Raw genomic sequence first — 24,530 nt, forward strand, 5'->3', positions numbered from 1 at the left:
GGGGGTCATACGAGGATCTCCGGATCGGGCGTTACACGGTCGTCAATGTCAGACACGGTGGTTGCGGATCGGGCGGTCTCCGGCCCGTTGGACGGCGCCGGCGCGGGGCGGTCGCCACCGAAGCGTTCGTCGTCGCGGTCCTCGCCGATGTCGTTGAGGCCGGTCAGCAGCCTGGCCAGGCGCCTGCGGAACCATGTGTCGGCGAGGCCCGTGTTCAGCCATCGGGTGCTCTGCTTGTCGGTGACGGTTCTGCCCTGCCAGGCGGCGTCGCCCGCACCTTCGATGAGACCGTCGCTGAGTCGGCCGATCAGGCGGCGCACGGAGCGTTTCCAGGCGGTGCGCCGCTCGAACGGGTCGTCCGCTTCGGCCAGGACGGAAAGCCAGGTGCGGTAGGGCTCCTCCAGAGCGTCGAAGCCCACTGCGCGGGCGGTTCGTCGGGGTCCTTCGTGGTCCCTTCCAGCCGCACGGGCCAGGTCGGCGGCGAGGTCTCCCAGGGCCCGCACCGCCAGATCGGCGTCCTCCGCGGCCCCGACGGCCTGCTGGGCGTAGGTGCGGTCCTGGCGGTGGAGCAGTACGACGGGCATCGGCACGTGATCGTCGACGATGTCGTCGATCACGGACTGCTGCGTCCCGTAGGCGGCGCCGATCACACGGGCCCGGATGAGGAAGTGGCGAGGTAGATGGCCCTCGGTGACCAGCCGGGAAACCCATTCGAGGATCGCCGGACGCAGGTACTTCGCCGCCTCCGCTCCCTGCGCGGCCTCGGCCCGATCGGCGACGAGCGAGGCGATGCCACGCCACGCGGATTGGGCAGGGTCATGTTCACGAGGCAGGTAGACCGGTGTCCGGCGGAGTTTCTTCTCCTGGGCAGTGCTGCGCCGCCACGCCGTCATCGGCTCCCGGCGATGCATGTTCCGCGACGCGAGCGGGTCCCCGTAGCCGAGGACGACACCGTGGACGCCGTTCGCGTCGTGGTGCAGCCGCAGCCGGCGCGACTGCCAGGTGTAGAGGTCGCGCGGACCGGTCACGGAGCGCTCGGACCCACCCGGACCGCACGGCTCGCGCCGCCAGGCCGGCCGGTCGTCCTCGGCGATCTCCATTTCCTCGGTGTCGGCCGCCATCAGATTCAGCAGCAGGGTCTCACGCAGTGTCTCGCCTTCGGCGAAGACGCCTCCCAGCCCGCCGGCCCAGCCCGTGCCCAGCGGGTAGACCTTGCCCCCTTTGACACGGGCGTCGCCGAGGGCACCGGACTTGATGCCGGAGGTGTCAAAGGCGTGTGCGTGGACGACCCAGCGGGCCGCCTCGGCGAAGGTCAGCCGCGTCACCGTGGGCATCCGGGCGGTGAAGAAGGGCTCCCCGTTGGGAACGTCGGCCACGATCCGGTTGAGGGGAGAGACCTCGCCCTTCGCCGTGCGAAGTCCAGCGGTCTGGAAGAACGGCTCGTCGGGATCGAGAAGATCGAAGCGCCTGCGGTGGGTGTCCAGGTACGTCTCGACGGGGGCGAAGCACTCGGGGTCGCTCCACAGGTCCGCCCAGTCCTCGATGTCACGAGGCCCCTGAAGAGCATCGTGCGCAACGGCCAGCAGGAGGCGTAACAAGGCGAACTCCTGCGTGGCCAGATCCCCGACGATGCGCCGTAGACCGCCCACGTGGGCGAACACTTGCCGTAAGGACAACTCGTCCTCGGAGCCGTCCTGTCTGAGCACACCGATCCACGGCCTGCTGGTCAGGTCGAACGACGGGATCGTGCGGCTACTCGTCCCAGGAGGTTCAGTCATGGTCGCGGGTCACCTCCAGACCGTCGAGGGGGCTGTAGCGGAGCAAGAAGCCTGCCAGACGGGTCTGACAATCCTCATCGAGTGTGAGAATCAGCTGGTCGGAGAGCCATGGGCTGCCCTTGCCCTGCCAGGCGGGCAGATACAGCTTCTCCAGTTCCGCGATGGCCCGGTCCATGGTCTCGGCGTAGGAGAACTGAAGGGGCAGCCGGAGACCGCAACTTGCCGCCGTGCGTCCCGCGAACGGCGTCGGCGTCTGGTCCTGAGGTAGTTCCAGGCCCCCGCGCTGCCGGCCCTTCCTGTCGGCCTTCAGCCATGGGAGAGTCGTGAGACTTCCATCGTCACGCCGCTGCACGACGACGACCTCCAGGCTCTCCCGGCCGTCCCGGACCTGGGCCCGCCCGCTCCGGCTGTCGTCAGCGTCACCCACTCCCGCCGCTACCCAGCCGAACAGCGACCGTCCTTCACGGCCCACATCGCCGAGGCGGAACACGGCAGCACGCTCGGCCTGATCCGCTCGGTGTTCGTCGAACCGTGCACGAGCTTCCTCCAACGCGCCAGACCAGTGCGGCGGGCCAACCGGACCCTGCCCGTAGGCATGTTGCACCAGCAGGCTGATGTCCGACGGCAGCCGCACAGGGCGCTCCGCACCGCCTTCCAGGTGAGGCAGCAGCACCGCGGCCGACCGAAGCAGCGTGTACCTGCCATACACGGCCACCGAGCCCCGGTCCGGTTCGGGCACGGCTGCTGCCCGGTCGCCCCAGTCGGCTCCCGTGAGCAGACAGCGGGCGGTCCGTAGCTGCCGCGGCCGGTCACTCTGGCCCTCTCCGCGCCGGTGGCGGTGCAGCCGGCCCATGCGCTGCAGGAGCAGGTCCGCCGGGCACAGATCACTCACCAGCAAGTCGAAGTCCACATCCACCGACTGCTCCACCACCTGGCTGGCCACCACAATGTGCCGCCCTTCAGGCCGCCGAGCATCCTTCCCCGGAGGTCCGAAGCGCTCCAGCAGATCCCTGTCCTTCGCCATCCGGTCGACATCGACGAAACACGAGTGAGCGACGGTGACGTCCTCGACACCGAACCTGTCCCGCAGCACACGCGCGGTCTCCAGCACGCGCCTGACCGTGTTGCGTACCACCAGAACACATCCGCCACCGGCGAGCTCGGCTTCCAACCGGTCGACGAGGACGTCCAGGTCGTCGGCGAGCCACTCCACCACCACGTCCGTGGACCGTCCCGACGCCCGTGGGCGACACACCAAGGGAGCCCGTCCGGGAACGACCGCGCTGATCAGCGGATACGCGCTGCCCGCCGCACCCGCTGCGCCCGCCGCGCCCACCTCGGCACGGGGCCCGGTGCCTTCCCCCGCATATGCCCAGAGAAGTTCCTGCCGACGTGCGGCGGGTAGTGTCGCGGACAGCACGATCACCGGGACCCGGTAAGCCCCCAACCAGGACAGCACCCGGTCCAGGTACACGTTCATATAGGTGTCGTAGGCGTGCACCTCATCGATGACGACGACCTTGCCGGCGAGCGCGAGATGGCGAAGAGCCAGGTGTCTGCTCTTCAGCCCCATGAACAGCAACTGATCGATGGTCCCCGCCACGAACGAGGCCAGCATGGCCTTCTTACGCCCGCGCAGCCACGCATGCGCAACGAGTTCTGCACCACTACGACGCCGTTTACCGGGCTGCTGCCAGGACAAATCCACCGGCTCGTCCACGTCGACGGCCATGACCCGCCCTCCTCGGGCCATCAGCTCGGCGAAGTCCTCGTTGAGAGCCGCCTTGGAGTGCGCCAGATGCACCGAGCGCGGTGCCTCCTTCACTCCAGGCAGCCGGCCCAACCAGTCGAGCAGACGAGGAAACATGGCATTGCCCGTGGCCATCGTAGGCAGGGCGAAGAACACTCCGCCCGCCCCCGAGCGCGCAGCGAAGATCTCCGCCACAGCGAGCGCGGCCTCCGTCTTGCCCTCGCCCATCGGCGCCTCGATGATCACCAGACCTGGCGCCTCCATCTCCCGGGCAAGCAGCACGGCACCCTCCTGGACCGGGCGCACCGTGGCTCCCGCGGGTAGCCCGAACCGTGAGACGAGCAACTCCTGAGCGCTTTCCGCAGGTTCTTCGGCCCTCCAGGGCCCCGGAAGCTCCAACCCGCGCCAGGCCGCGGCAAGCCGCTCCTCGTCGCTTCGCGACGCCCCGTCGGGGAAATACGGAAAGAGGTCAGGATTACTGGCGATCCAGTCACAGACAATGACCAGCGCGGTGAGCAGCACCTGCACCGGCTGCGGCAGCCTCACCGTCCGCCACTGCCCGAGCCGCCCGTCCACACCGAAATGAGCGGCGCACGCATCGAGCAACTCGGCCTGCACCTGCCGCCAGACACGACTACTCTCGCCTCGGGTGCGCAGCAACTCCTTATGCTCGTAGACGGCCTTGATCTGCCCGTGCTCGGGCGGGACACCGTGATGTCCTCCGACAGCAACGGTGAACTGACCTGTGCGGGCGGATGCCCAACCGTGCCGCTCCTCCAGCCACTCAGCCAGCAGAACCTGCCCGGCCAGGCCGTGCGGCGCGATCCGGCGATCCCTCCCCATCGCCTTGGCCGAACCCATCTCCAGACCCCGCGCACGCATGACGTCGCCAAGTTGATCCACCTGACAGGCGAAGGCGGGAGTGGCCTTGCCGATGTCATGTACACCAGCGAGCCATACGGCGAGGGCGCGCGCGTCGGACTCCCCCTGAGGCAGCGCCTCGGCTACCACCCTGCGCACTCGCACGGGCAGCCAGTGGTCCCATAACAGGCCAGCCACAGCCGCACTGTCCTCCATGTGCCGCCACAGGGGAAGCCAGCCCTCGGTGTCACGATCATGCTTGGCCCACACGGATCGTGCCGCCGCCCCAAGCCGACCCAGCAGACCGTCAGCACCAGATGCACGTTCCTCGGCACGTCGCTCACCGCTCATGACAGAGGAATACATGCGAAACGGTGTTGTGTGGGCTGGATTTAGAAGATAAGAGCAACTGGGGGGTGGTTGGAGAAGACGGACTGCCGAGTCGTATCGCAGTGCATATGCTGGAGAGTTGGGGTGTGGGTGGCCTCGCTCAAGGCAGCTAATTAACAAATGTCCTATTCATCCGAATCGAATGAAGTGCTCGAAATCCAGCTCCTCCGCCGGCTAAAGTCGCAGGTCATCGAGTCTGCTCCCCGCACCCGCGGGGATGGTCCCCAGAACCAGACAATGCCCAATGTCTGTAGGCACTGCTCCCCGCACCCGCGGGGATGGTCCCGTCGAGACCCGCTACGGCGCCATGTACAAGGCCTGCTCCCCGCACCCGCGGGGATGGTCCCACCACCGACATCGAGCAGAGCCGCAGCACGGTCTGCTCCCCGCACCCGCGGGGATGGTCCCAGGTCTGCTGTGCGGGCCGGTTGTCCGCATCCCTGCTCCCCGCACCCGCGGGGATGGTCCCTCGGGGTCCAGGAGGTGTCGGGGCATCGGAAGCTGCTCCCCGCACCCGCGGGGATGGTCCCAGCCAGAGTCCACGATCAAGGGAGAACCGAATCTGCTCCCCGCACCCGCGGGGATGGTCCCGAGGAGAGTGCCCGCCGTGACCACGCACGCGGCTGCTCCCCGCACCCGCGGGGATGGTCCCCTGCATGCTGGTGATGCCGAGCGCGTTGGCGGCTGCTCCCCGCACCCGCGGGGATGGTCCCGACGAGCTCAAGGCCACCCTGGCGCAGCTCGGCTGCTCCCCGCACCCCCGGGGATGGTCCCGTACACGTCCGGGTAGCGGTCGGAGACGCCGACTGCTCCCCGCACCCGCGGGGATGGTCCCACAAGGCCAGACCGTACCGGCATTGCCGTTGGCTGCTCCCCGCACCCGCGGGGATGGTCCCTTTCCGAGAGCCCAGCGCACGGCGTGAGGGGTCTGCTCCCCGCACCCGCGGGGATGGTCCCGCGCGACGTAGCTCCTCGTCGCGACGCATCCACTGCTCCCCGCACCCGCGGGGATGGTCCCGAGCAGAATATGACCGGCGCCGCTGTTCCCGTCTGCTCCCCGCACCCGCGGGGATGGTCCCGCGAACGGGGTGTAGGGGGTGAGACGCTTCTTCTGCTCCCCGCACCCGCGGGGATGGTCCCGCGGCCTGTCGACTCGTGCCGAGCGCGCGGCCCTGCTCCCCGCACCCGCGGGGATGGTCCGGGCGACCTGGACGACAGCGAGGACATCGTCTGCTGCTCCCCGCACCCGCGGGGATGGTCCCGAGACGTTCGCGGAGTCCGAGCAGGATCGCGCCTGCTCCCCGCACCCGCGGGGATGGTCCCGTGACGTTTCATGACGAGGACGGGCCGCTCGGCTGCTCCCCGCACCCGCGGGGATGGTCCCACTGTCCTGTCGTCAATCTCCACCTTGATGGGCTGCTCCCCGCACCCGCGGGGATGGTCCCGGCACCTGGACCGTGCCCGGGTGATCGCCAAACTGCTCCCCGCACCCGCGGGGATGGTCCCCCGTCGGTCTGGGCTTGGAGGTAGAAGGCGGTCTGCTCCCCGCACCCGCGGGGATGGTCCCGGCATGGTCCTGGAGGTCATGGGCGAGGTCGCCTGCTCCCCGCACCCGCGGGGAAGGTCCTCCGCGCGTGCGGCGGCGACGCCGTCCCGGGTGCTGCTCCCCGCACCCGCGGGGATGGTCCCGGCTGCTGGACAACGAGGGCCGCGGCCGGCGCCTGCTCCCCGCACCCGCGGGGACGGGCCCTACCCGGACACGCTCACGCGGGTCGCGGTCAACTGCTCCCTGCACCCGCGGGGATGGTCCCGCGAGGATGAGTCCGATGTCGATTACTTCCTGCTGCTCCCTGCACCCGCGGGGATGGTCCCGTGCAGGGTTCCACCGGCTCAGCCGGGACGGCTGCTCCCCGCACCCGCGGCGATGGCCCCAGTCCAGGTCCGCGCCGAACGCCTGACTCATCCTGCTCCCCCCACCCGCGGGGGATGGCCCCCGCGACGGGAGCGACTCACGAGCGAGGAGCTGGGCCTGCTGCCGTATGACGTAGGCCGAGCTCCGCCCGCCGCACAGGCCTGCGACGACGGGAAAATTACGGACTGTCGCCGCGTAAGCACGCGCGATAGCCTTGTCTCTGCCTTGTGCGGGATGACCGGCGACACAGGAGGGGCGCGAGGGGGATCGTGGAGCGGCGCGATATGCGAGGGCATTACGAGGAGCTGGCAGTCGAGTACGACGAGCACTGGGTCTACGGTCCGGACTACGTTCCCTGGATGTCGGGCCGGATCGCAGATGCGTTGCGGCTCGTTCCCACGGACCGAATCGCCGATGTCGGCTCGGGGACGGGTCTGTTCGCCAGAGAAGTGGCGCGTCAGCTCCAGCCTCGTCATCCCATTCTGTGTGTCGATCCGTCCGAGGCCATGCTCAGTCAGCTTGGCACGCCGCCGCCGGCCGCTCTGACGCCGATCGTTGCGTCTGCTGAGGACATCGCCGAAGGACGTACGCGTCTGCCCTACGAGCGGCTCGACGCGATGTGGTTGAAGGAGTCCGTGCACCACGTGGCCGATCCGGCTCGCACGCTTCGTGGCCTGGCCGACCGGCTGGCGCCCGGAGGCCGGTTGCTGGTGGTGATGCTTCCGGCCAGTATCCAGTACCCGCTGTTCGAGGCGGCCCTGGCGCGGTTCGAGGAGTTGCAGCCGGATCCCGCCGTTGTCGAGGGGCATCTGCGCGCGGCGGGGCTGGAGGCCAGCCTGACTTACGTCGAGCATGAGCTGCGCATCGACCGGGACAAGTATCTCGGCATGGTGCGTGCTCGCTACATGTCTCTGCTCTCCACGTTCAGCGACAGCGAGATCGAGAAGGGCATCGAGGAGATGCGCGCCGCTCATCCGGAGCCGGTTCTGGTGCTTCCCGACCGGTTCGCCTTCGTCCTCGGTCGGCGGGTCGGGGAGTCCGTGTGAGCGCCATGGTCGACGAGCGGTTGCGGCGCCTGCGCAGTGAACTCGACGACCATTCACGGATCGCCGATCGACTGGGGCTCGATCTGGAGCGGCCGTTACGGTCCCTCAACGACGGCTACCCCGAGAACGCGGTGGCCCTGGTCGGGAAACTGACCGAGAAGCTGCTCAAGGAGTTGTGGCGTCACCACGACATCGAGGGGGATCCTTCGACGAAGGCGCTGAACGACCTGGTCAAGCGGTGCCGTCCGCACATTCGCAGCAGCACGGTTCTGGATGCGCTCGACGACATTCGACGGCTCCGTAACCGCTCGACGCACGACGGGTACGACATCAGTGACGAGGACGGCCTGCTGGCGGTCCGCAGGCTCGTAGACGTACTGGTCTGGTTCACAGACACCGGGAGTGCCGCGCTCCTCGGTGGCGAGCCCGATATGGTGCCCGAGGTGGCGCGCCGCTGCGAGTTTCTCGCCGGGCTGTACGTCACCCTTGGGTACCGGCAGGCCAAGCGGTTCGTCCTCAGCCCGGATACCGTGTACCAGCTGTTCTGCCGTGAGTCGGGCATGCGGCTGGAGTACGTGGAGTTGATGCTCTCCCGGGATGCCGACGACCTGAGCACCGTTCTTGCCTCCAGCGGCGGGGAGCTGCTGCGTACCCGGTTGCCCAAACTCACTCGGTTCGTCGTCCTGGACAACGACAGCGGCGCGCAGCCCGGCGCCCTCCACCAGATGCTGGGTCTCGACTTCCGCATCGTGCGCTACGACGGCTTCGTCGACACCCTCGTCGATCTTGACGCTCACCTCTCCCATCTGTCCTCCGCTCATGTCCTGGCGGGGCCGCGGACTGCTGTCCCCGCGGCGGCGCTGACCACAGATCCGCGCACCGGCGAGTTGAGGATGGAACAGTCCGAAGACGCTGCGGAACTCCTGAGGCGCCTGGTGCGCGGCAGCGCGAACGTCCTGGTCACCGGACGCCCGGGGAGCGGCAAGAGCACGCTTTTGCGCTCCCTGGCTGCCAATCCGGAGGTCCGCCGCTTCCGCTTCTACTTCGATCTGAGTCTAAAACCGAAGGGTGAACCGTTCTCCGAGTACGCGGCCCGCCTCCTCGCGCCGGCCATGACCTCGGACCGTTCGCGTGCTTACGATCTCTTCCTCTACCTCATCCGTTCCGGCACGGCGGTGTGTGTGCTCGACGCGGTGGACGAGGGCGTCGACGAGCCAAGCCCTGCCGGCTTCCTGCGGCTCTTCACCGATCTGGCAGCCGTCCTGTCCGCCGAATCGGCAGTGGTGATGAGTTCAAGGGTCTCCTTCCTCGCGGACTCGCCCCAGGTACGCCAGCTGCTGGACAGCGGCGCGGGCCGCTCCGAGCAACTGGTGGAGCAGATGTACGCGAACGGCCTCGATCCGTCCCGCGTGCCTCACTTCCATGTCGTACGCCTGGCTGATCCGAAGGCAACTCCTCTGGAGAGGCGCCTCACCGCGTCACTGAAGCTTCCTGCGGGGAAGCCGCTCGCGGACATCTTGGGCGTTCACCTTTCGCGGACGTTGGCGGAGGCCGGGCAGGCTGAGTTGGAGCAGCGGTTGCCCGCCGCGTTCGGCCACGCCTTCCTTACCGACCGCACTGTGTTCTCCCTCCTCGATATCCACCGGCAGTTGGGTGCCGGCGCCTTCAAGGACGGGCGCCTCGGTCTCGACAACTGTGTCCTGGCTCCTGTGCTGCGGCCTGCCGGGCGAGATCACCTTGCTTTCGCGCACACGGCGTACCAGGAGTTACTGGCTGCCAGGTTTCTGGCCGAGCCGAAGAACCGGGAAACCGCAGCGGACCTTTCAGGCGGTGCCTTCCTTACCGAGCAGGTCCGCGCGTTCCTTGCCGGAATGCCCGGCAGCCCCGAAACAGAGGACTGCGTGCTGCCCGCCGGAGCGTATCTGGTCGGGCCGGCAGAACGGCTGCTGATCCGCCGCGTCGAACGCCCCGTACGCTTCGACCGCCATGCGGTGACGGTCGAACGCTACCGCCGCTTCCTCGACGCCTTGGACGCGGACGGCACCTCGCAGTGGGACCACCCCGACCAGCCGGCTCACGTGACACACCGCCCGTGGACCGACCGGCTGATGCGGCCCGACTACTACGAGAATCCGCGCTATGCCGACCACCCCGCCATCTGCGTGAGCTGGTGGAGCGCCTACGCCTTCGCGGCGTTCGACGGCAAGCGTCTGCCGACCTCGCTGGAATGGGAGGCCGCGGCCCGTGGAAGCTTCGGGCGCTTGTTCCCCTGGGGCGACGGCCCCGACATCGCCCGTGTCAACTGCGCCGACACATGGGTCGATCAGCCCGTCGTGACCTACCAGGCGTGGTACCGGGACTTCGCGGGCGATGCTGTCAGGCGGGCAGGGGTGACACCCGTCGGCGAACGGCCCGGCAACCGCTCGCCGTTCGGCGTCCTCGACATGGTGGGCAACTGCTGGGAATGGACCTCCACCAGCCTGGACGACCTCGGCGAGGCCGTCATCTGCGGCGGCAGCTACGACAACCCGATGCGTGCGGTGCAGACGAGTAGCAAGGGCATCTACCGGAAGCGCGGAACAAGCAACGCGGTCGGCTTCCGGTGTGTGCAAGACGCCGACACGTCCAGCACAGGGGAGACGACGCAATGAGCGGGGCCGGGGCGCGGCAGGGAACCATCGTCGACAGGCGCCCGAGCGGTGGAGGACCGAGCGGTGCGCTCGGCTCGTACGTCGTCCGGGACGACGAGGACGAGCGGTACTACACCTTCGACTACCGGCAGATCGTCACCGAGGGATTCCGGACCATCCGCACCGGCGAGCACGTCCGCTTCTACATCAGCGCCGAGAGCCCCGATCGGGCCGAGTTCGTCATCCGCCTCGACCAGCCCGACCCGGCCGAGTACTACCGGTGACCACGGCCGGTAACCCACTGCTTGAGGAGGTCACGGGGGCACGCCAGGAGCTGACCGTCGTCCTGCCGGTGCGGCTGCTGCGCACCCCCCAGTGGCCCGAAGGGCCCTTCCCCTTCGATCTGGGTAACCGCCGCACGGACACCCAGACCCGCTCCACCTACTTCGCACCCGCTTCCGCCCGCGCACTGTACGGGGAACCCGGGCGGCCATGTCGATGGCATCTGCCGCTCGACGTCAAGCACGACGGGTTGCAGCTGCTCGGGATGGAACTGCTGCGTGCGGCCACCACCAGCAACACCGAGCACGCCCTTGCCGTCCTTCACTTCAGCGTGGAAAGAGAGCTGCTGCCCGTGCTGCGGGCCCTGGCCGGTCGGCGGCCGAACCACGGTGAGGAACCGCTCACCGGGCCCTTCGACCCTGCCAGGCTCCTCGCGGGCGTCGCCGATGTTCGTGACCGCGACGCACCCTTCGCCATCGCTCGGCCCTACACGATCGCCTTCCTGACCCCCACGCCGCAACAGACCCCCGCGCTCCGCTCCGGCTTGGAAGGGACACTGCCCGCCACCGCCGACCGCTGGCTGTGGCAGCTCGCCTCACGCTCCACACCCGAGGACTTCCCCCTGCCACCCGAGACCGCCGGCCAGCAATTCAAGGACGCCATAAGGATCTCAGCGGACTGGAGCGCCCTGGTACTTCGACAAGGGGCTGCTTTCCTCGGCCATCGGGCGGACACCGGGGCGGGCGACTTCTTCGAGTTCGCCGCACTGCATTCCCGCACCGTCTACCTCGACGCCCTGCTCCTCGGCTCGCTCCAGCGCGATCACATCGACGAGCTCACGGACGAACTCTCCCACGTGTTCACCTCCGCGCGGCTGGCCCACCGGGTCGCCAGACTGGAGAGGAACATCGCCGTCTTCCGCAGCACCTACTGGCGCCAGCACCTCACGGCACACGGGCCGGCGAATGATCTCCTGCTCGCCTTCCAGAACCAGCACCGGTTACCCGTACGGTTCGACGAGATCCTCGCCGAAGCGGCCGACTACAGCAGGCTCGTGCAGACCCAGGAAAGCCAGCAGATCAGCGGGGCCCTGGGCGTCCTGACCATCCTCGGTCTACCGCTCAGCACAGCCCTGAGCATCCTGCAGGTCCTCGACGACCACTCCGTGGTCGACCTGATCGTCTCCCTCACCTTGTCGATCGCCGCCACGGCCGCGGCTCTGACCACGCGGTACGGGCGCTTGGTCCTGTCGTCGCTGCGGGGCGAGATGACCAGGCGTAGAGATCACCGAACTGCCCACCGACGTGATGGCTGACCGACTCAGAGCGTGTGACACAATTTTCACGCTTGACCGGGGCACCGTCCGTCAGTCAAGACCTCCTGTGTCGATGAGGTGGGCGAGGAACAACTCCTCCAGTGCGTCGTCGGAGGCGTTGGGCAGTCTGGTGTCAGGAATGTCGCTTTCCAAGCCCCATTCCGTGTTGAAGGTGATGCCGAGCCTGTCAGGGATGAGGTTCGCTCGCGCCCACGCCACGAACTCCGCTGCCATCGCGGCAGTGCTTTCTTCAATAGCCAACCCTTCCGGGTTCAACTTGGCGATTCCCTCTGCTTCCTCACCTCCGTCCAGTGTGATACCGAAGAAAAGCGATGCCTCACCACCGGGCAGTTCTGCTCGTGGGTCCTCGGTCCGGATGAACTCGTTGGGGTCGCGCGCCAGTAGTCGCTCACGGATCTGGGTGAAGGTCAGCCCCCATGTCTCGCCTGCGGGGGGCGTAAAGATGTAGGTTGTGCGCAGCTCGGCGAGCTCACTGGTATTCATTGGTCAGTCCTTGCGTGGCTCTGCTTGTGGTCAGGGTGCATAGCGAGCGTAGCCCTTCACCCCGTAAGCAGCCATCATCAGGCGCCAGTATCCCACGGAGTCCGGGTTGTTCGTGACGGTCTCCACGCCGCGCATCTCGCTGTTTCGTGGGTCTTTGAGGGCGGCGGAGTACTTGGCCAACTCCTTGCGGTCTGATGCGTACAGGAAGTCTCTCTTTCCTGTTTGGCTGCTTTCGCGGAGTTGGTCGAGGGTTCGGTAGCACTTGCGTTCGTCGTTGACATATTTTGCTTCCACCGCCATGCCGTCGCTGTTGCGGAACCCGTCGACCATAAGGGTGTTGTGCTTACCGAAACCCGGAGGGATCGGCACTTCGTACTCCGGATATCCCGCTACGCGTTTCTGATAGGCGACCTCCGCAGGCTTTCCTCCAGATACGTCACCCTGGCGTAGTGAGTCGAGCCAGGTTTGGAAATCTTTCCGGTCGTTTCCTGTCAGGGGCGGGAAGCGCGGGTCCGGAGGTACTGGTGGAGGGATCGGTTGTCGACGTGGTCCGTTGGCCGGTCGGAAGCCAGCGGGGACGAGAACCGGCACGCGCACCGGCCACGGGATCAGTGGTGGTAGGGGGGGCAGGAGGCCGTGGTCTGTATCCGGCTTCGGGATCTTCACCTGTGCCTTGGACGCGTCCAGGGCGTGCGGTATGTGGCCCAGTCCGGCGATGTGCACGTCGTTGGCCACCAGCTCGGGAAGTCCGCCGTCGTGGCCCTCGCCGCCGAAGACCGGCATTCTCCACACCGGCAATGGGTCACCAAGGACGGGGTCATTCTCGTCTGGGATCCTCTTGAGCGCAGTGCCAATGTGGTCGGCGTACGCTTCGCAGGCGTTGGCGAGCATTTTGCATGCTGCGGGAAGATTGGCGAGAAGGGTTTCCTGGTCGCTTACTTGAGCGGGGGGTGGATTCTTTCCAACGAACTTCTTGAACCAGCCTTCAATGGAATCAGCCGCGTCACCTGCCTGGTCGAGAGTGGCCGTTCGCCACGCGGTGTCAGAGTCCCAATACGCGTTACCGAGGATCTCGGATGCAGTACGCCAACTCCCTGCCACCTTCCGTAATTTCTCTCGCTGGCCGTGGAATCGCTGATTGAGAAGGTATCGATCCACCCCGCTGGTCTCACCTACGACTTCGGGTAGATCCTCGGCCTCATGGCTTACTCGCGCCGAGCAGTCCGGTTTTGATGGCATCGAACCGATTCCCGGCGCCCCGGGCGATCGGTCGAGTATTTCCGCGGCGATCTTGCTTTCGTGCTTGAGGAAAATCTCCGCCCCTTCAACGAGAGCATTCGCCCCGCCCGCCATGGCCTGGTGAGCGTGCCCTGCCGAGTCGAAAACAGCCTTCACAGCAGGCTTGTATACGGCTGCGAACGCCCGCCCGGCATCATCGTCTCCCGCCATACCACCGTTCTCGGCGAGAGCCGCGAAGAGGAGGCTCAACATGTCGTAAATCAAGTCTCTCAAACCCACCAGCGACCACGACGCGTTGACGAAGTTCGCTGTTTGATGCCGAAGGTCCAACCCTCACACCTCCTATCTACGGTGCGTGGACAGCTCGTACCAATGACAACTCTCCTCCCCGTGACGGTAGGACCGCGCTATCGGATCCGGCCATGCAGATCACCACCCCTGTGCGTGGCCTCCGATGCAGATCTTTAGGGGAAGGAGGAAGGTCTCGACGTCGTCATGGGATCGCGGTCCACCTCCACGGTCGTGGGCCTTCCAGCCCTCGTATGCAGGACACGCGGTAGGCGGCCTGGTCCCGGGCGCCGGGTTGTTCGTCGGCGTACTGGACGGCGAAGGAGGCCTGGCGGAGTTCCCGGATGCTGAGCATGGTGCGGTAGCCGCTCCAGGAGGTGACGTCGTGGCCGTAGGCCTCGCAGTAGCGTTCGTAGTCCTCGCGCGGCAGGGTGCCGAAGGTTTCCATGTCGCCGGCGGTGGCGGTCAGGTCCCATTCCGGGCGGCCGAGCGACGTTCGCTCGAAGTCCAGGAGGTACGTGGTTGCCTCGGTGTCCGTGATCACGCAGTTGCCCTGCCAGGCGTCGCCGTGGATGACGCGGGCAGGTCGGCCTTCGGGGAGTTCGTTCCACTGCTGTTCCAGGTCGGCGAGCTGTCCCATGAGCCAGGTGCGGTCGGTGTCCGGGAGCCAGGATGCCTGGGTGATGCGGTCCGCGACGCGTACGAAGGGGTTCATGGTGCCGAGCGGGATGTTCGGTACCGGCAGGTCGTGCATCTGCCGAAGGAGTGGAGCCAGGTCCATGACGGTGCCGGTGCGGTGGGGTGGGAGTTCTTCCCAGAAGGTCACCGCGCGACCGCCGACTACGACCGGCTGGTCGATGTCCAGCGGCCGGACCGCACGGAGTCCGCTTCCCGCGAGCCAGCGCGTGACCGCCACCTCGCGGACGGCGGCCTTGTCCTGGCCCGCGCGGGAGATACGAGCGACGATCTTGCCGGGGAGGCGCCAGATGTCGTTCTCGGCGAAACGTATGGGCTCAGCTCCTGTACAGGATATGTCTGCCGCGCCTGCGGCCTCGATGAGGACCGCGAAGGACGCGCTGAGCCGGTCTGCTGTCATGACAGGACCGTGGTGTCGATGTGCTCGCGGAGTTGGTGAAGCTCGCCTTGCGGCAGAGTGCGGTTGAGGGAGAGGCGGCGCAGGTCGCGGACGTCGTCGAGGGTGCGCTTGGAACTCACGCGGCCTGCTTCCTTCAATGCCTTGTGCGCGATGGCGACCGCCTCCCGGGGATCTCCGGTGGCCATGGTGAGCGAGGCGAGTTTGGTGCCGGAGATGGCGCGCGAGCGGAGGTAGGTGTCCCGGTGTCCGGTGATGGCGACGCGGAAGCGGTCGGCGGCGGGCCGGGGGGAGTAGCCGGAGAGCAGTGTGGCGTCGTAGAGGGCGTGACCGGTGTCTCCGTGGTGCTGGGCGCGGTCGTAGTAGGCCATCCAGGGCTGGTCCTCACCGGTCCGGGCGTGGGAGAACACCTCGTCGCTGCGGCCGATCGCGGCCAGGGTGCTCTGGACGTCACGCATCTTCGCCAGGGCTCGGGCGCGGGCGTTGTGGAGCATGGCCTGCTCGCGCGGCGTGAGACGGTCGGCGCGGACGAGTCCCTGCTCGGCGTGGGTCAGCCCCTCGTCGGGCGCGCCGACCCAGATGGCCTGGCGGGCTCGCCAGTTCTGCGCGTTGGCGCGCAGGTGCCAGTTGCCCACGTGCTCGGCGCACTCGACGGCGAACTTCAGCAGCCGGCGGGCTTCGTTGTGCTCATAGGCGTCGAAGGCGGCGGCTCCCATGACGACGGCGAGGTCACCTACGGCCGTGAACAGCGGCTCCTTCAGAGAGGCCGGGCAGCGTACGTGCAGTAGGCGTGATGCCCAGGTGAGCTGTCCTGTGCAGGCTTCACGCACCATGCCGGCGCCTCCGTACAGGTTGTCCCAGCCGGAGAGTGTGGTCGAGGCGGCTCGGACCTGCTCGATGTCCTGCGGGCGTACGGCCTTCGGTAGGGCGCCGTGGCCCAGGGTCGGTACCAAGCCCATGGGTGTGGCGGACATGGCGGTGCCGCTGGCGGCGGCGAGGAAGGATCGACGTTCCACGGTTGTCTCGCTTTCACCCGGGAGCGTGTCCGGATCTTCCGGCACGGCGTCCATCGGCTTCGGAGTACCGTCAGCGACGGGGTTGGGCAGCGGGCTGGTGGTTCTGCCGCGGTGGACGTTGTCCGCATCCTCCTCGACCCGCCGCCACAGTCTGATCAGTGCTCCGCCTGCCTCCAGCGCCTCATCCAGGGCGGCGGCCCTGGCGGGCCCGCATGATCGGGTGCCCTTCTCGATCCGTTCGATCAGGGACGCGCTGACGTTGATTCTCCTGCCCAGTTCTGCCGTGCTGAGGCCGCGCTGGTTGCGCCAGTTCCGTACCTCCACGCCGAACCAGGCGTGAAGCGACACGGTGTCGTCCAAGGGCTTCGGCTTCTGCGACATGGTGGCCCCCTTTGCCGCCCTCATGCGGACAACGAGAGCGGCTGCCGCGTTGTCCGCATCATCAACTCGGTTCTGTTCTGCCCGGGGTTGCACTCTGGTTACGGCGAATTACGGCGAAGAGAGAGCGCAGCGACTGGCGCTCTCCGTGCCGTGCGAGGCTTCGCCGGTGCGGGCGTTCCACCTCGTCGGCCCGGACGCCCACCCGCCCCCGGGCCCGGTGAAGCAGGTGTCACTCAGGCGATCGGTGGAGTTGGCCAGCGCCGATGGCGTCCGCGAACTCCGACCATGCCCGGGCGCCGAAGCTGACCATGGCACGGCCCGGGTCTTTCGAGTCGCGAACGAGTATGCGGCCCCTACGGGAGCGTGCGCATTCCACACATTCGTTGTTCGGATTCCCGCTGTAGCTGCTCTTGCGCCAGGCGAGCTGGGAGTGGTCCATGGATTCCTCGCTACGTCAGTTGCAGGTGCGTCTTTCTGGCCTCGGCGATGAGGGCTGCCGAGGAGTCGGGGTCGAGCGCCTCACCGCGGAGGAACTCGATCGCATTGGTGTACTCGGTCCGCGCGGCCGGCTCCTCCAGAACCAGGCTTCCGACCTGGTTCTCGATGAAGATCACGTCGAGCGAGGGATCGGGGCCCCCGAGGATCACGAAACTCGTGAGAGACGCGGTGTACGCGCCCTGCGAGAACGGGAGGATTTGGATGCTCGTGGATGCGGCACGGCCACGTTCCAGCAGGTAGTCGAGCTGAGCGGCCATGACCTGGGGGCCTCCGACCTGCCGGTGCAGGACGGACTCGTCGAGTACCACCCGGTAGTCGGGCGGCGCCGGCCGGTCGAGGATCTGTTGTCGCCTCATCCGAACGCCGAGATACTCGTCGACCTCGGCCTCGGGAAGCGCGTGGCCGGGCGTGGGCCGGATCGCACGGGCGTAGTCCAGGGTTTGCAGCAGCCCGGGCACCAGCCCAAGCGCGTAGTGGCTGATCCTGGGTGCCTCGTTCTCCATGGCCAGCAGGAGCCGCATCGGGCTCGACAGCCTCTCGGCGTACGGAAGCCACCAGCCCTCGACGTCCTTGGAGTTCTTCGCGAGAGCGACCAGGCGTTCGCGCTCCTCGTCAGAGGCTTCGTACGCCCTGGCCAAGGCGTCTACCTGGTTCCAGCGCACCGCGCCGACGGCCCGCTCGTACCGGCTCACCGTCGCCTTGGACACGCCGGCCTTTTCGCCTGCCTCCTCGGCGGTCATACCCCGTTCCGCCCTCAGCTCGCGGAGTCGGTAGCCCAACTGCCGGCGCCGGGCCGTTGGGCCTTCGCTGGTGGTCAGGGGCGGCGCAGGGTCATTGGACTGCCTGGCCATCGTGCTCCTTCCTCGACGAGTGCACTCAGTGTGATCTCCGGCGTGCAGGAGCCGGAAGCACGTTACACGGCGGAACAGCTTCGGACATGGCACCGAGCATATGCGCGAAACGCCCATGCGGACACTTTCACAATGAGCGTTACATGGAGAGCGATACGAAGCCCATACTCCATGGCGTTGCTCCCGACCTCGTCGAGGGCGACGGCCAGCGAACTTGATGCGGTTTTCCCCGCCCAACATCGAGGACGTCCCATGGTTCCCACGCTCTCCCCCCTGCCCCGGCCCGCCGGAGCACCACCCAACGACCCGCCGAGCCGGCCACTTCCCGGCAGTTGGGAAGTCGCGGCCGACCGCACGACTGCGCACCCCGCCCTTCTCCGCCGGATAGCGAAGGTCCACCTCGAACTCTGCGGCCTGGCCGGCAGCCCGGCGATGGACACGGTGCCGCTGCTTCTCAGCGAGCTGGTGGCCAATGCCATTCAGCACGGCGGCGGAGAGGTCCGCGTCCGGGTGCGCCTGGGTGGCTGGCGGCTCCTCATCGAGGTGACGGACGGCGGCAAGGGGCTACCGGTGCTGCGGCGCCGCGGCCTGGAGGAGGAGAGCGGCCGAGGTCTCCTCCTTGTGGAAGCCCTGGCCGAGTCATGGGGCGTCAGCGAGGACGGGGCGACGACCTGGTGTGTCATCAGCATCCCCTGGTCATCAGGACTCCCCGCTGACCAGGGCAGAACCGACTGCTCCTCGAACCCTCCGGCCTGAACCGTCTGCGTAAGGGGTTTCGACTCTTGGGCTGCTCCGTTCACCGAGGTGAGCCAGTCGCCCACGCCTGTGTGTCCTCCGAACGCCCGTCTCCTCCGGATGCCACCGCACTCCGACTCCCTCGTCGTTCCGAGCGGAATCCCGGTTGGGACGGGTTGCCACGACCAGAAGACAAGCTTCTTTGGAGTCCTTCATGCACTTCCAGTTGCCATGGGGTCCCGTCCTCCGACTCAGAAAGAGCGGCGGGGCTTCGAACAGAGCCACACGGACGGAAGCCGCGCACGAGAAGAGGCCTGTCGTGGGGGAGGAGTGGTGAGCGGTCTCGGCACGAGCTCCCTCGCCGTCGTCCGCGATCCGCTGGGCGGCGCGTCCGACTGGGCGCTCGTCGGAGAAGCCCTGCTGCAGAAGCACCAGTACGTCGGCGTGGCCGTGCAGAAGCTGGATCAGACCACTGTCGACGCGGGAGTCCTGAACGAGCAGGTCGAGCGGGTGATGTCCGCTCTGGAGCAGCACAGCGGCCATCGGGCCTTGACGCCCGGCGGTGCCTCCTGGCTGCACGTCCAGCAGGTTCCGGTGCGACGTCTGATGGCTCAGCTTCTGCGGAAGCTGCTGGCGCTAGACGAGTGGGCGCCGTTCGCTGCCTCTCCCGGGCCCCTTCGCGCGGCTCCCTACGAGGGTCTGATCGGTCTTCGGGAGGCGAGTTCTCGGGAGTACCGGGCCTACACGGCCACCTGGTCGGGCGTCGCCGGCGCGCTGGGGGCTGACATCGAGCTCAACCCGGCTCGCGCCGGCAGGCTCCGACATGCGCTGACCCGATCCCGTTGCGCCAAGGTCACCGAGGACCGGGAGGAAGCTCTGCCTCCGCAAGCCAACACGTTGGCGGTGTCCTGGTCCTCCCGGCACGTCGAGACGCTCCTGCCGGTGCTCAAGGAACTGGCCCGTTCGGGACGATCCAGCGTGCTCCTGGACATGGCCACCGATCCCGCTGATCGTTGTCCGGATCCCTTGAACAGCGCCATGACGGTGGTCCGAGTGCCCGCGACGTTGTTCGCCCTCGCTGGTAAGACGCCGGGGCTCGCGGGGCAGGGTACGCATTCTGGCGCCACCCTGCGGGTGGGGAGCCACACGGTGTGGCTGGACCGGCTGGAGCGCTTGGCCGCGATCCTGGTGGAGACGGCCGGTGGATGCACACAGCCGTCTTGGCGGAGCGCACTTGAGCTGGAAGGGTGGCTCGACGAAGCACTGGCGGTCGTCCGGCCCCGTGCCGTCGTGGTGAGCAACGACACGAGCCCGCTCGGCATGTTGGCCGTGCACGCCGCGGAGCGGCATGGCGCCGCGACGGTCCACGTCCAGCACGGTGCTTGGGTACCGGAGGCGGTGGCTTGGCCGGCGCTGCACAGCCGCGAGCTGGTCGTGATGGGGGAGCGGGACGCCGCCCTGGCGCGAACGTGGGCCCGGCACCCGAAGGCCGAGGTGCATGTGCTGGGCCAGCCGCGCTTCGACCCGCTGCCTCAGTCCGGTCGGGAAGAACAACGCCGCCACCTACGGGAGTTGCTGGCCGCGGCCGGTGCGGACAGGCGCTGCCGGATCGCCGTGTGGGCCTGCCAGCCCTTCGGCCCTGATCGGCTCCGGAAGCAGGCGCGTGAGCTTCTCGAGGGCCTGGCCGCGGCCAAAGAGCCTTGGAGCCTGGTCATCGCACCGCACCCGGCCCAGGCCCCGGACGCCCTCAGCGAGATCGTCCGATCCCACGAACACGTGACGGTCGCCGTCGCAGATGCCCAGGTGGGCGCCCGCGGCAGCCTGGCAGGGGCGGACGCCCTGGTGAGCGTCTCGTCCACCTGCGGAATCGAAGCCGTACTCCTCGACGTCCCCGTCCTCGAACTGAGCCTGCCGGGCGATCCCACGCTCCGGCTTGCCGAGCACGGTGCCGCTCTGGACTGCCCGGCTGCTTCGAGCATCGTCACGGCACTCGATGCCGTGACAGAGGGCCGCGCGCACGTATCGCCCGCCGCTCGCGACGCCGTATGCCGCTGGCGCGGGCGAACCGCCGCCGACATCGCCGAGCTGGTCTCTCGGCAGGACGGCGAGCCCGCCGCCACGTCCATCGACCGCACCGAACCGAGCACATCTCATCGAGAAGGAGCTTCCAGCCGATGATCAACCTGACCGCCGACAGCGTCGCTGAACTCTTCAGCGCAGCGGTCACCCTGGCCAAGAACGGTGAACGGGTCAGCCCCCGCGGGATGGCCACTCGCGAGGTCATGAACGTCAGCGTGACCCTGACGCGGCCCCGTGCCCGGCTTCTGTACGCGCCGCCGGCCCGGATCCTGAACCCGGCATTCGCCGTGGCGGAAACGGTGTGGATCCTGTCCGGAACCGACGACCCCTGGATCTTCGACTACAACAGCCAGCTGAAGCAGTACACGGACGACGGCGTTCTGCGCGGCGCGTACGGGCCGCGGCTCCGTGCGTGGGCTGGTGGGATCGATCAACTGCGTCGTGTCGTCGACATTTTGAGGGCGGATCCTGACTCGCGTCGAGCGATCGTCCAGGTCTTCGACCCGGCGAGGGATGCCGCGGGCCACAGCGACGTGCCCTGCACCCTCGGCTTCCGCTTCCACCTCCGCCACGGGCGCCTGCACATGTCGACGACCATGCGCAGTCAGGACGTGTGGGTCGGGATGCCCTACGACCTGTTCTGCTTCACCACCATCCACGAACTGGTCGCCGGGTGGCTGGACGTACGGCCGGGCATGTACCGGCACCACGTCGACTCCTTCCACATCTACGAGAGCGACATCGAGAGAGCCGAGGAGCTCACCGAACCGGCGGCCAGCCCGGAGATGCCGAAACTAACGGCCCCATGGGACGGCTTCGGCATCCTTCTCGATCACGTCCGGGCAGGCAGAACCACCGGGCATCCGGGCTGGGACGCCATGGCAGCCACCCTCTCCAGCTACCAGACCTGGAAGCGCGGAGACCACCGCCGAGCGCGGGCGATCGCCGGGGCCCTGGAAGGGCCCCTCGGCGATGCCCTGACCGCCTGGTACACCGAGCTCGACCGCCGGAAGGCTTGTCGGGCCGTGCCGGCGGGGACGAGGTGAGGCGGATCATGAGTATGCCTCCGTCCGTGGTCCTCGGCCTCTGCTCCTTCACTCATGACTCCGCCGCGGCCCTGCTCGTCGACGGCGAGCTGATCGGCTTCGTCGAGGAAGAACGCCTCTCGGAGCAGAAGCACACCAGCGCATATCCGGACCGGGCCGTCGCCTGGGTGCTCGCGAAAGCCGGCCTCCGACCGAGCGACGTGGATGTTGTCGCGTACAACTTCCAGTCGGCCCGCTACCTGGCCGAGGCGCCTGCCGCCATGCGACTGGCGTTTTCACCGGAGGCTCGTGGGCGTGTCATGGCCCGGGCTGCGGGCTTCACCCGGGTGGCCGTGCGCACGTGCCGGCGCGTTCATGCTCTCGCGGGCCGATTCCCGGCGGCCGAGGTCGTGGCGGTGCGACACCACCGCGCTCACCAACTCGCGGCCTTCACCGCCTCGGGGTGGGCAGGTTCCGCTGTGCTCGTCGTGGACAGTCTCGGCGAGCGTCAGACCACCACCATCGCCCACGCGCTGGGGAGGCAGTACCCGCAGTTGGTCGAGCTCCAGGCCCTCAAGGACCCGGCCTCTCTGGGCTACGTCTACGGCGCGGTCACCCAGCATCTCGGCTGGCGGCGCGGAGACGAGGAGGGCACGGTGATGGCGCTCGCCGCGCTCGGCGATCCGTCTCGCTTCCGACGCCTCTTCGCCCGTGCAATCCGCATGACCGTATCCGGCTTCGTTGTGGACCCCGCCCACTTTCCACCCCGCACGCTCATCTCCGGGGCTCAGCGGGTCACCCCCCGTTTCGTCGCCGAAACCTGTCCCGCTCGATCCGCGGCTGAGCCCGTTCAGCAGGTCCACCAGGACCTGGCGGCCGCTCTTCAGGAACGGACGGAGCAGGTCATGGTGCACCTCGCACGCCAAGCACGCCTTCTGACCGTCTCGCGCCGACTGTGCGTGGGCGGCGGCGTGGCAACCAACTGCGTGAGCATCGGAAAGATCATCGAGGACGGCGCCTTCGACGAGGTCCGCGTACCGCCGGCCCCGGGCGACGCCGGCACCGCCATCGGCGCAGCCGTCGCCGCGTACATCGATCGCGACGGCCGCAAACCGCTGAGCGGGATCGCAGACGCCTGCTACCTCGGCCCTTCGTACCCGAACGCGGCACCGGACCTGAGCCAGTGGCCGGGTCTCAAGCAGAGAAGGCCGGAACACGCCGTGACGGAGTTCCTCGCGAGCCAGCTCGCCGACGGCGCGATCGTCGGCGTCTTCCGGGGGCGTATCGAGGCAGGCCCCCGCGCCCTGGGAAACCGGTCGATCCTCGCCTCGCCTCTCAGCCCCGGGGTGGTCGATCGGCTGAACTCCACCGTGAAGTTCCGAGAGCCGTTCCGGCCCTTCGCGCCCGTGACGCCTCTCTCGGAGGCTCGGACCTACTTCGACTTGGACCAGTCCACCCCTTACATGTCCGTCGCCGCTCAGGTAACCGACATCACACGGAAGCGTATTCCCTCGATCGTCCACGCCAATGGCACCGCGCGCGTGCAGACCGTCACGGCCGCCCAGAACCCCTTCCTCCACGAGGTCCTGATGGCCTTCGGTAGGCGCACCGGTGTCCCCGTCCTGATCAACACCTCCTTGAACGTGAAGGGCAAGCCGATCTGCGGCACACCGGACATGGCCCTGGACTGCCTGGCCCACTCCGGGCTGGACGCACTGCTGCTGGAAGGCCGGTGGATCACCAAATGAAGATCGGCTACAGCTTCTGGGGATTCCTGGGCAACGGCGTCACCGACACCCCCGACGGCGGCCGAAGCCACCGCCGCCCCCTGATCGACGAGCTCCAAAACCGAGGACACAAGATCGTCTTCCTCCAGGAGAACCGTGACCTGAAAGAGGCCGGCGACGACCTCGGCGGCGCGTACACCTTCGACGACGGCTTCCCCGACCTCGATGTGCTCTTCCTCGAATGGCGCTGGCCCATCCGGCGACGCAACACCACGACCTGCGGGGCCCCCGGGCACACCTGCGATCTGCACAGGCAGGCCGAGCTGCTGCACCACTACACCCACCGGACGAGCACGCCGACCGTGATCTGGGACAAAGACCGCCGGCTCCCCGCGAACGGCCCCTGGCGCCGGCGGTCCCACGTCGTCGTGTGCGAAGCCGCTCTTACTCCCTCGCCCGACGCGCACCGCCTGCTGTTCCCGGCCGCCGACGAACTGCTCGACAGCGCCGATCCCCACGCGCTGGCCAAGCGCCCGAGGCCGACCCCCCTCGCCTACGTGGGCAACCAGTACGACCGCGACGAGGAATTTGACCGCTACCTCGCCCCGGCCGCCGCCCAGTTCGACCACGTGATCGCAGGCAAGTGGAACGAGACCTCCCGCTGGCCCCAGGTGACCTTCTCTGGGCGCGTGCCGTTCCAGGAGGTCGCCCGCATCCACGGGAGTGCTCTGGCGACGGTACTGCTGCTGCCCGCCCGGTACGCAGCCGTCGGCCAGATGACGCAGCGCATCACCGAGGCAGTGCTCGCCGGATGCCTGCCCCTGGCACCGGTGACCATCCAGTGCGCCGAGACATTCGTCCCCAAGGCGCTGATGATTAAGGACGGGAACGACGCCATCCGGAAGATCGCCCATCTGCAGGAGATCGCCGGCACACAGCGGCACGCCGACCTGATCCGACTCTGCTTGGACCGTCTCGAACTCTTTCGACTCAGCCGACAGGCCGACACCCTCGACACCCTCCTCACCGCCCTGGTCACAGGCGAGCAGCCGGGACGGAGGACCGGCTGGTGAACACCTCTACCTGCGGGAACATGCACTTGCACACGCCCATCCACATGCACCCGAGCA

Annotated in this window: 17 protein-coding genes and 1 CRISPR repeat array; of the genes, 9 read left to right on the top strand and 8 right to left on the bottom strand. The window is 67.9% G+C overall.

Annotation, left to right across the window (positions count from 1 at the left end):
• Positions 1-5: 5 nt before the first annotated feature.
• Positions 6-1,778, bottom strand: coding sequence for a type I-E CRISPR-associated protein Cse1/CasA (casA, locus tag Sm713_RS04880; RefSeq protein ID WP_212908434.1), 1,773 nt, complete (start codon positions 1,776-1,778; stop codon positions 6-8).
• Positions 1,771-4,605 (bottom strand): CRISPR-associated helicase Cas3', encoded by a 2,835-nt coding sequence (gene cas3 / locus Sm713_RS04885; RefSeq protein ID WP_249416517.1) that lies wholly within the window; start codon positions 4,603-4,605, stop codon positions 1,771-1,773. Before cas3 ends, casA begins: the two co-directional genes overlap by 8 nt.
• Before the next feature lie 370 nt (positions 4,606-4,975).
• Positions 4,976-6,772: a CRISPR direct-repeat array (repeat unit 29 nt; unit sequence CTGCTCCCCGCACCCGCGGGGATGGTCCC).
• A 188-nt stretch (positions 6,773-6,960) separates the two neighbouring features.
• Here cas3 and Sm713_RS04890 point away from each other — a divergent pair.
• The 4 genes from Sm713_RS04890 to Sm713_RS04905 are packed head-to-tail and all read left to right on the top strand — an operon-like array spanning position 6,961 to position 11,964.
• Positions 6,961-7,737 (top strand): class I SAM-dependent methyltransferase, encoded by a 777-nt coding sequence (locus Sm713_RS04890; RefSeq protein WP_212908436.1) that lies wholly within the window; start codon positions 6,961-6,963, stop codon positions 7,735-7,737.
• Positions 7,738-7,742: 5 nt separating this feature from the next.
• Positions 7,743-10,388: an SUMF1/EgtB/PvdO family nonheme iron enzyme gene (locus Sm713_RS04895; RefSeq protein ID WP_249416518.1), complete on the top strand. Its 2,646-nt coding sequence runs from the start codon at positions 7,743-7,745 to the stop codon at positions 10,386-10,388.
• Positions 10,385-10,651, top strand: coding sequence for a hypothetical protein (locus Sm713_RS04900; RefSeq protein ID WP_212908438.1), 267 nt, complete (start codon positions 10,385-10,387; stop codon positions 10,649-10,651). The genes Sm713_RS04895 and Sm713_RS04900 overlap by 4 nt, the downstream gene beginning before the upstream one ends.
• The gene (locus Sm713_RS04905; protein WP_212908439.1) at positions 10,648-11,964 is read left to right on the top strand and encodes a hypothetical protein; all 1,317 of its coding nucleotides are present in this window, start codon (positions 10,648-10,650) and stop codon (positions 11,962-11,964) included. Before Sm713_RS04900 ends, Sm713_RS04905 begins: the two co-directional genes overlap by 4 nt.
• Before the next feature lie 51 nt (positions 11,965-12,015).
• On the opposite strand, the gene Sm713_RS04910 is transcribed toward Sm713_RS04905, so the two are convergent.
• The 6 genes from Sm713_RS04910 to Sm713_RS04935 form a co-directional block, all read right to left on the bottom strand.
• A complete protein-coding gene (locus Sm713_RS04910; protein WP_212908440.1) occupies positions 12,016-12,468 on the bottom strand; it encodes a hypothetical protein in 453 nt (150 codons plus the stop codon).
• 30 nt (positions 12,469-12,498) lie between these two features.
• A complete protein-coding gene (locus tag Sm713_RS04915) occupies positions 12,499-14,037 on the bottom strand; it encodes a restriction endonuclease fold toxin-2 domain-containing protein (RefSeq protein ID WP_249416091.1) in 1,539 nt (512 codons plus the stop codon).
• Positions 14,038-14,200: 163 nt separating this feature from the next.
• Positions 14,201-15,091, bottom strand: a complete 891-nt coding sequence (locus Sm713_RS04920) for a phosphotransferase family protein (RefSeq protein WP_212908441.1) — start codon at positions 15,089-15,091, stop codon at positions 14,201-14,203.
• Positions 15,088-16,485 carry a helix-turn-helix transcriptional regulator gene (locus Sm713_RS41155; RefSeq protein WP_212908442.1) on the bottom strand — a complete coding sequence of 466 codons (1,398 nt, stop codon included), beginning with the start codon at positions 16,483-16,485 and terminating at the stop codon, positions 15,088-15,090. The genes Sm713_RS04920 and Sm713_RS41155 overlap by 4 nt, the downstream gene beginning before the upstream one ends.
• Before the next feature lie 229 nt (positions 16,486-16,714).
• The gene (locus Sm713_RS04930; protein ID WP_212908443.1) at positions 16,715-16,924 is read right to left on the bottom strand and encodes a DUF397 domain-containing protein; all 210 of its coding nucleotides are present in this window, start codon (positions 16,922-16,924) and stop codon (positions 16,715-16,717) included.
• Between the two features lie 10 nt (positions 16,925-16,934).
• A complete protein-coding gene (locus tag Sm713_RS04935) occupies positions 16,935-17,834 on the bottom strand; it encodes a helix-turn-helix transcriptional regulator (RefSeq protein ID WP_212908444.1) in 900 nt (299 codons plus the stop codon).
• 252 nt (positions 17,835-18,086) lie between these two features.
• Here Sm713_RS04935 and Sm713_RS04940 point away from each other — a divergent pair, with 252 nt between their 5' ends.
• The 5 genes from Sm713_RS04940 (at position 18,087) to Sm713_RS04960 (ending at position 24,473) form a co-directional block, all read left to right on the top strand.
• Positions 18,087-18,590, top strand: coding sequence for an ATP-binding protein (locus Sm713_RS04940; protein ID WP_212908445.1), 504 nt, complete (start codon positions 18,087-18,089; stop codon positions 18,588-18,590).
• A gap of 312 nt (positions 18,591-18,902) precedes the next feature.
• Complete coding sequence (locus tag Sm713_RS04945; protein WP_212908446.1) at positions 18,903-20,747, top strand: hypothetical protein; 1,845 nt, start codon at positions 18,903-18,905, stop codon at positions 20,745-20,747.
• Positions 20,744-21,694 (top strand): thymidylate synthase, encoded by a 951-nt coding sequence (locus tag Sm713_RS04950; protein WP_212908447.1) that lies wholly within the window; start codon positions 20,744-20,746, stop codon positions 21,692-21,694. The genes Sm713_RS04945 and Sm713_RS04950 overlap by 4 nt, the downstream gene beginning before the upstream one ends.
• 8 nt (positions 21,695-21,702) lie before the next feature.
• Positions 21,703-23,421, top strand: coding sequence for a carbamoyltransferase C-terminal domain-containing protein (locus Sm713_RS04955; RefSeq protein WP_212908448.1), 1,719 nt, complete (start codon positions 21,703-21,705; stop codon positions 23,419-23,421).
• On the top strand, positions 23,406-24,473 hold the full coding sequence (locus tag Sm713_RS04960) for a hypothetical protein (protein WP_249416093.1): 1,068 nt from the start codon (positions 23,406-23,408) through the stop codon (positions 24,471-24,473). The genes Sm713_RS04955 and Sm713_RS04960 overlap by 16 nt, the downstream gene beginning before the upstream one ends.
• The last annotated feature ends 57 nt before the right edge of the window (positions 24,474-24,530 follow it).

The organism is Streptomyces sp. TS71-3 (genome assembly GCF_018327685.1).
GTDB lineage: Bacteria > Actinomycetota > Actinomycetes > Streptomycetales > Streptomycetaceae > Streptomyces.